This is a genomic window from Faecalibacillus sp. H12, assembly GCF_013361255.1.
In the GTDB taxonomy this organism is placed as follows: Bacteria; Bacillota_I; Bacilli_A; order Erysipelotrichales; family Coprobacillaceae; genus Faecalibacillus; species Faecalibacillus intestinalis.
Genome location: NZ_JABWDK010000024.1, coordinates 21,294 through 28,682, shown reverse-complemented (window position 1 = coordinate 28,682; position 7,389 = coordinate 21,294). Strand labels below are relative to the sequence as shown.

At 30.9% G+C, this 7,389-nt stretch carries 5 protein-coding genes and 3 tRNA genes; 1 reads left to right on the top strand and 7 read right to left on the bottom strand.

Going from position 1 to position 7,389, the window contains the following annotated elements; genetic code table 11:
- Positions 1–62: 62 nt before the first annotated feature.
- The 4 genes from HUU89_RS11770 to HUU89_RS11755 form a co-directional block, all read right to left on the bottom strand.
- Positions 63–139: transfer RNA gene (locus HUU89_RS11770), tRNA-Pro, on the bottom strand.
- Between the two features lie 7 nt (positions 140–146).
- Positions 147–223 (bottom strand) — tRNA-Arg (locus tag HUU89_RS11765).
- A gap of 11 nt (positions 224–234) precedes the next feature.
- Positions 235–309 (bottom strand) — tRNA-Cys (locus tag HUU89_RS11760).
- 84 nt (positions 310–393) lie between these two features.
- Positions 394–1,101: a gamma-glutamyl-gamma-aminobutyrate hydrolase family protein gene (locus HUU89_RS11755; RefSeq protein WP_175301847.1), complete on the bottom strand. Its 708-nt coding sequence runs from the start codon at positions 1,099–1,101 to the stop codon at positions 394–396.
- A 79-nt stretch (positions 1,102–1,180) separates the two neighbouring features.
- Here HUU89_RS11755 and HUU89_RS11750 point away from each other — a divergent pair, with 79 nt between their 5' ends.
- The gene (locus HUU89_RS11750; RefSeq protein ID WP_032089532.1) at positions 1,181–1,489 is read left to right on the top strand and encodes a hypothetical protein; all 309 of its coding nucleotides are present in this window, start codon (positions 1,181–1,183) and stop codon (positions 1,487–1,489) included.
- Positions 1,490–1,507: 18 nt separating this feature from the next.
- Here the strand turns inward: HUU89_RS11750 and HUU89_RS11745 are convergent, their stop codons facing one another.
- From HUU89_RS11745 to HUU89_RS11735, 3 genes are all read right to left on the bottom strand, one after another.
- The gene (locus tag HUU89_RS11745) at positions 1,508–3,904 is read right to left on the bottom strand and encodes a glycogen/starch/alpha-glucan phosphorylase (RefSeq protein WP_175301846.1); all 2,397 of its coding nucleotides are present in this window, start codon (positions 3,902–3,904) and stop codon (positions 1,508–1,510) included.
- Between the two features lie 152 nt (positions 3,905–4,056).
- Positions 4,057–5,994, bottom strand: coding sequence for a 1,4-alpha-glucan branching protein GlgB (glgB, locus tag HUU89_RS11740; protein WP_175301845.1), 1,938 nt, complete (start codon positions 5,992–5,994; stop codon positions 4,057–4,059).
- A 127-nt stretch (positions 5,995–6,121) separates the two neighbouring features.
- Complete coding sequence (locus tag HUU89_RS11735; RefSeq protein ID WP_175301844.1) at positions 6,122–7,288, bottom strand: PucR family transcriptional regulator; 1,167 nt, start codon at positions 7,286–7,288, stop codon at positions 6,122–6,124.
- Between the last annotated feature and the right edge of the window lie 101 nt (positions 7,289–7,389).

Here is a 7,389-nt window from a genome sequence, read left to right as displayed (position 1 = left end):
CTGACCCCCTGCGTGCAAGGCAGGTGCTCTCCCAGCTGAGCTATGGCCCCAATTTTTATAAATGGTCGGGAAGACAGGATTTGAACCTGCGACCCCCTGGTCCCAAACCAGGTGCACTACCAAGCTGTGCTACTTCCCGAAAAAAATGGCGCGCTAGGCAGGAATCGAACCCACAACCTCTTGATCCGTAGTCAAGCACTCTATCCAGTTGAGCTACTAGCGCATTTTCACAAATGGAGGTTCCTACCGGACTCGAACCGATGATGACAGAGTTGCAGTCTGTTGCCTTACCAACTTGGCCAAGGAACCATCCCTTGCTTTTTATTAACTTAAAGCTTGTTCATTATACTAATATATCATCATAAAGTCAATACACATTTACTGTTTTTATAATTATTTTTTGCAATTATCCACAAAATCTTTAAATAGTTTTAAATGATCATCACTTTTTTTATAAATCATTTCTGGATGCCATTGATATCCTATCACATACTTTTTATCTGGTAGATAAACAGCTTCTACTAATCCATCATCAGAATAAGCCATTGGCTTTAATGCTGGAGCAAGTTGACAAATAGCTTGATGATGACAACTATTCACCATTAAAGTTTCTTGATTTAAGATGTCTTTTAAAGGTGTATTTTCAACAATTTTTACTTGGTGACTTGGATGATCATAAGGAGCAGGTTGTCGATGAATACATGTAGGATGAAATTGTTGATCTAAATCTTGATAGAGTGTTCCACCTAAACATGCATTTAATAACTGAATACCTCTACATATTCCTAAAACAGGCTTATTGGCTTCTAAAACATATTTTAATAGCTTTGGTTCCATTTCATCTCTTTTTTGATTTAGCTTTCCACAATATTCTGCTTTTTCTTGATGATAAATTGCTGGATTTAAATCTTCCCCTCCTGCAAAAATAAATCCATCAAAATAATGAGCCGTTTCTTTTAAAGAAACATCATCATTAACTAAAGAAAGCATAACAGGAATACCACCTGCTTCAATAACCCCATCCATATACCCTGGAAGCATCCATAAACTATCTCTTTCTTCATCATATAAAGGAACAATCGCAATTACTGGTTTATTCATTAAATACCTCTTTTTCATCTTTTTTAACATTATAGCATAACTTATGTTTTATGCTATAATAAAAAACGAGGTGAAAAAAATGATTGATCAAGAACAAGCTGCTAGAACATTGATCAATTTGATTGATGTTGTTCATCAAGAAAATTGGGTCTTATTAAATAATGAAGATATGGCAAGTAAAACCGAAGAGTATTACATCAACTTCTTTAAAGAACATCATTTAGAAGAAGCAATCGATGAAATTAAAGCTGTGACAGAAAAAAACAAATCTTTTTTTCAAAGATTTGTTAATCATGAAGAAGTTGACGCTAAAGAAATGCGTGATTTTATGGAACCTTATCGTTTTATCAAAAGTAAATATATATTAAAGAAAAGCTCAAAGTCCTAAGACCTTGAGCTTTTATAATTAAAATTTACATTTTTCTAAATGCCAAATATCTTCTACATATTGTTCAATTGTACGATCAGATGAGAAGAATCCACTCTTAGCAATATTTACTAAGCAAATTCTAGCCCATTTAGCACGATCTTGATATAGTTCTGCAACATGGCTTTGTGCATTAGCATATGATTCGAAATCAGCTAATAAGAAGTACTCATCATTTTTATTCATTAATTCATCATGAATAATTTTAAATTCTTCTGGATTACTTGAGAAAGTACCATTAGTCAATGAATCAATAGCACGACGGATTTTTAAATCATTATTATAATAATCCCATGCACGATATTGATTATTTGCTTTTAAGTTTTTAACTTCTTCATCTTTTAAACCAAAGATTTCACAATTATCTAATCCTACTAATTCAGAAATTTCTACATTAGCTCCATCTAAAGTACCTAAAGTAATAGCTCCATTCATCATGAATTTCATATTACCAGTACCACTTGCTTCTTTACCAGCAGTAGAGATTTGTTCTGAAACATCTGCAGCAGGCATAATTTTTTCTGCCAAAGTAACACCATAGTTTTCTAAGAAAACAACTTTTAAGTATTTATTTGTTTCAGGATCATTATTAACTACATCTCCAACTGCATTAATTAATTTAATAACTTTTTTAGCGAAGTAATAAGCACTTGCTGCTTTTGCTCCAAAGATGAAAGTATGTGGATAAATACGGAAATCTGGATTAGATTTCATTTCTTGATATAAATAAATAACATGTAAAATATTTAATAATTGTCTTTTATATGCATGTAATCTCTTAACTTGAACATCAAAGATACTATCTACATCTACTTCAATACCATTATGTTCTTTAATATAATCAGCTAAGATTTGTTTTCTTTCTTTTTTAACAGCTAAGAAACGATTTTGTAAAATCGGATCATCAACATGTTCCATTAAATTTTCTAATTGAGCTGGTTTTTTGATCCATCCTTTACCAATTGTTTCATTAATTAATTCACTTAATTGTGGATTACAATAAGCTAACCAACGACGATGAGTAACCCCATTTGTTTTATTATTAAATTTATTTGGATAAAGTACATTGAAATCATGTAATTCTCTTTCTTTTAAGATATCTGTATGAAGTCTTGCTACCCCATTGACACTAAAGCTTCCAGCAATTGCAAGTCTTGCCATATAAACAGTACCATCTCTTAAAATCATTGTACGATCAACTAAATTTTGATCATGATTACTTACTTCTTTAGCAAAACCTACAAAACGACGGTGAATTTCTTCAATGATTTGATATACACGTGGTAATAATGTTTGCATTGTATTAATTGGCCAAGTTTCTAAAGCTTCAGCTAAGATCGTATGGTTTGTATAAGCAAATGTTTGTGTACAAATATCCCAGGCATCTTGCCATTCATAATTATGTTCATCAATTAATAAACGCATGAATTCAGGAATACATAATACTGGATGTGTATCATTTAATTGAATAACATGTTTTTCATGGAAATTATCTAATGATGGATAATTTCTTAAGTGCGCTTTGATGATTGCTTGGATACCTGCAGAACAGAAGAAATATTCTTGTTTTAAACGTAACATTTTTCCTGCTGGTGTTGAATCATCTGGATATAAGTTTTGACAAATACTTCTAACATCTTCGATATATCTTTGGAAGTCATGGTTACTTGGGAAATCTTCACTAGGTTCCGCTGACCATAAACGTAAAGTATTTGTATTTACTGTATCATTTCCAATAACTGGTACATCATAAGGTACCGCATAGATTGTTTCAGCATCTACATGTTTCCATTTACCTTCTGATTCATCCCAGATAACTTTTCCAAAGAATTTTACTGGTACTCTATGTTTTGGTTTACGAACTTCCCACATAAATCCAGTTTTCATCCATTGATCAGGTAATTCTACTTGATAACCATTTTCAATTTTTTGTTTAAATAAACCATATTCATAACGAATTGTATTTCCATGTCCTGGATAATCTAATGAAGCAAGTGAATCCATAAAGCATGCAGCTAAACGTCCAAGTCCCCCATTACCTAAACCAGCATCACTTTCTAATTCTTCTAAATCATGAATATTGATTCCATAATCTTCTAAACCTTCTTTAGCGATTTCATAGATTCCTAGATTCATCATATTATTAACTAATAATCTTCCCATTAAAAATTCCATTGAGAAATAATGCATTTGTTTTTGTTCATTATTTTGAACAACAGCTTTACTAGCTGCCCAGTTTACTGATGCATAATCTCTTACCATTGTTTCAAGAACCATGAATTTTTCAGTAATATGAGCTTCTTCAACAGTACGCCCATAAGACTCAATAATTCTTCTTGAAAATTCAAATTTAAATTCTTCTTTGTTTTTAAACATTTTCCCGTCTCCTCAACATTACTCTTACGTGACCATCATACTTTATTTTTAGTAGATTGTCACTCATAAAAACATTTTTACATTGATAAAATCTTATTTTTTTCAAATAAAATAGAGTATCTAAACTACGGATGCTCTATTTTATGAACAACTTATTTTGTTTTCTTAGTTACTCTTTTTGTTTTCTTTAGTGTTTCCTTTGTTGTTTCTTTTTTAGGTTTCACTTCAAAGATACATGCACTAAATGGTGCTAATTTTACTTCAATATAATGATCTTTATTTAACAATTTTGTTTTTTTATTTGGTTTTGTTTTCTTAGAGCGAATTGCTCTTGGATTAATGATATTCTTTCCAGAATATACAGCTTGATCCGTATTTAAAATTTCTTTATAACTTCCTTCAATATTAACTGGTACTTTGTATTTTTCATGCGTATTACCAACAAAATTCATCACTGCGATAATCGCATTTCCTGCTTTATCTTTTCTTTCAATTGCGAAAACGCATTGATCATGGTCGTCAACCACAAGCCATTCAAATCCTTTTAAATCATAATCCATTTCATATAAAGCTGGATATTTCAAATAAATTTCATTGAGTTTTTGAGCGAAATGATGGAATGCATCATGATCAGGATATTTTAAAATATCCCATCCTAAAGATTTAGATTCATCCCATTCTTTATATTCAGCAAGTTCATTTCCCATGAAATTTAATTTCTTACCTGGATGTAACATCATATAAACATAAAGTGCCTTCACTTGTGCCAATTTATCTCCATGTAATCCCCACATCTTATTAATAATCGTAGCTTTTCCATGAACAACTTCATCATGCGAAAATTCAAGTAAGAATCTTTCTGAATAGAAATAAGCCATTGAGAATGTAATAAAGCGACTGTCATATTGACGATAAACAGGATCTTCTTGGAAATATTTCAATGTATCATTCATCCAACCTAAATCCCATTTATAATCAAATCCTAAACCATGTTCACCCACCGGTTTAGTAACACCTGGATAATCTGTTGAATCTTCTGCAATCATCATCACAGTTGGATGATACCCAGACATATGTCCATTTAAACGTTTCATCCATTCCATAGCACCAATATTTTCACCTAAGTTTTTATTACCTTCATAATAAATAAGATTACTTACAGCATCAAATCTAAAACCATCAATATGATAATATGTTGCAAAGAATTCTACAGAAGATAATAAGAAACTTCTTACTTCATTTTTACCTAAATCAAAATAAACACTATCCCATGGACTATAACGACGATTATAATCATTATAGTCATAAACAAATCCACCATCATACATATGTAATCCATGTGAATCTTTAACGAAATGTGCTGGCACAAAGTCCATAATAACACCAATGCCTTCTTGGTGGCAGGCATCAATAAATTTCATTAATTGTTTAGGTTGACCATATCTCGATGTTGCACTATAAAAACCAGTTGCTTGATATCCCCAAGAACCATCAAACGGGAATTCAGTAAGCGGCATAACTTCTAAATGTGTATAGCCCATCTTTTTTACATAGGGAATAATTTCATCTATTAATTCTTCATAAGAATAATATTCACCATCGTCCCCTTCACCTTCACTTTCTCGCTTCATTTTCCATGAACCAAGAGAAGCTTCATATATATTAAGTGGGCGATCATAATTTTTAGTTCTATTTTTTACCCATTTGCTATCATGCCAACGATAACCTTCCATATTATAAACCTTTGAAGCAGTTCCTGGTCTTAACTCACTAAAATAAGCATATGGATCTGCTTTATCAATAATATCTCCTTGAGGAGTTTCAAACCTAAACTTGTACATGTCAAATTCTTTGACACCTTCAACAAATATTGTATAAATACCACCATTATTATATTTTTGCATATAACAAGGTGTTTCACCCCATTGGTTAAATTCTCCTACAACTTGTGCACTTCTAGCATTCGGCGCATATGTTGTAAAACGTACACCTTTTTTACCTTCATGAGTTTCAAAATGTGCACCAAATATTTTATAAGCTTGTAAACAATTTCCATCATGGAAAGTGTGAATTAAAAAATTATCAAACATATATTTATCTCCCCTTTATGTCATTTATTATAACATATAAATGACCAACATTCACTAAAAAGTTAGCGCTTTCATTTTTGTTTGCTAAACTTTTTATCAAATAAAAAAAGAAGCTAACAGCTTTCCGCTATTTCTTCTTTTTTTCTACAATTTCTTTAATATAAAAAGCTAACATATATGGCATTTTTTCTTCAAATGAATCCAATTGACATTCTGTCAGTTCTTTTATCTTATTAAGTCGATAATTGATAGTATTACGATGCATATATAAGCTTTCAGCCATAGCTTTTTGATTACTATCGAATTTTAAATACTGATAAAGTGTTTCTTCTAATTGCATATTATGTTTTTGATCATAATCTATCAAAACACCTAACATACTACGATACATTTGTCTTAAAATACCTTGATCTTCAATAATAAACAATAATTGATAAACACCCATATCATCAAAATAAATTTGTGGATAATTAAATTGTTTAGCCATCTTACAAGCCGCAATAGCCCTTTTATAACTTAAAATCATATTTCTAAAATCCACCATCTTTGAGCCAATTCCTAAATGTAATGTATAATGCAAACGTTTTTTAGCTCTTTTATACATTTCATTAATAACTTCTACAAGAGCACTATCTTCTAAGTTATTAAAAATCATAATATAATAACCATCAAACCAGAAAAAACTATAATTTCCTTCAACTTTTTCAAAACATAATTCTAGCTGAAACTTAATACTTCTTCTTTCCATCATACCTAATTCTTCATCGGTTTCTACAGAAATAGCCATTACTTGAAAATCATTTTCCACATCAAAATCACCTGCTAATTTATTTCTAGACTCTTCAATAATTGCTGGATTAATCAGTGTGTCCATAACAGTTTGATTAATATACTTATCATCTCTTTCTGCACGTAAACAATGATATGAAAAATCTTTGATCATATCTGCAATATGCACTTCCCAAGGAACCACTAACAAAGGAAAACTTAATTCATTACAATAATCAATAATTTCTTGATCGATATCAAAAACATATTTTCCCGTATTGATAACAAGTCCCACACTATGATATTTAACAAGTTGTTCAATGAATTCTTTTAATTTCTTTTGGCTTTGAAATCCTAGACCTGTTGTTACAACTAGTTCTTTACCCCAAAGTTGTTGTAAAATCGTTTTATCTTCGACCATTTGTACCCAGGTCATGGCATTAGAACATCCATCCTCACCTGCAAGTAATGTCATTTTATAATTCTTTTTAAATTCTCTTAAAGCATCATCTATTGTAAATCCCATATCATCACCACCTTCTATTTTACACTATTTGTGCACATTGCACAAATACTTACGATTCATTTTAGGATACTTGTCTCTACTCAATTCGTCATATTTCGCTA

Coding starts and splice junctions, on each gene's coding strand:
- HUU89_RS11745 (WP_175301846.1), bottom strand. CDS start 3,904: ATGTTTAAAAACAAAGAAGAATTTAAATTTGAATTTTCAAGAAGAATT.
- HUU89_RS11755 (WP_175301847.1), bottom strand. CDS start 1,101: ATGAATAAACCAGTAATTGCGATTGTTCCTTTATATGATGAAGAAAGA.
- glgB (WP_175301845.1), bottom strand. CDS start 5,994: ATGTTTGATAATTTTTTAATTCACACTTTCCATGATGGAAATTGTTTA.
- HUU89_RS11750 (WP_032089532.1), top strand. CDS start 1,181: ATGATTGATCAAGAACAAGCTGCTAGAACATTGATCAATTTGATTGAT.
- HUU89_RS11735 (WP_175301844.1), bottom strand. CDS start 7,288: ATGGGATTTACAATAGATGATGCTTTAAGAGAATTTAAAAAGAATTAT.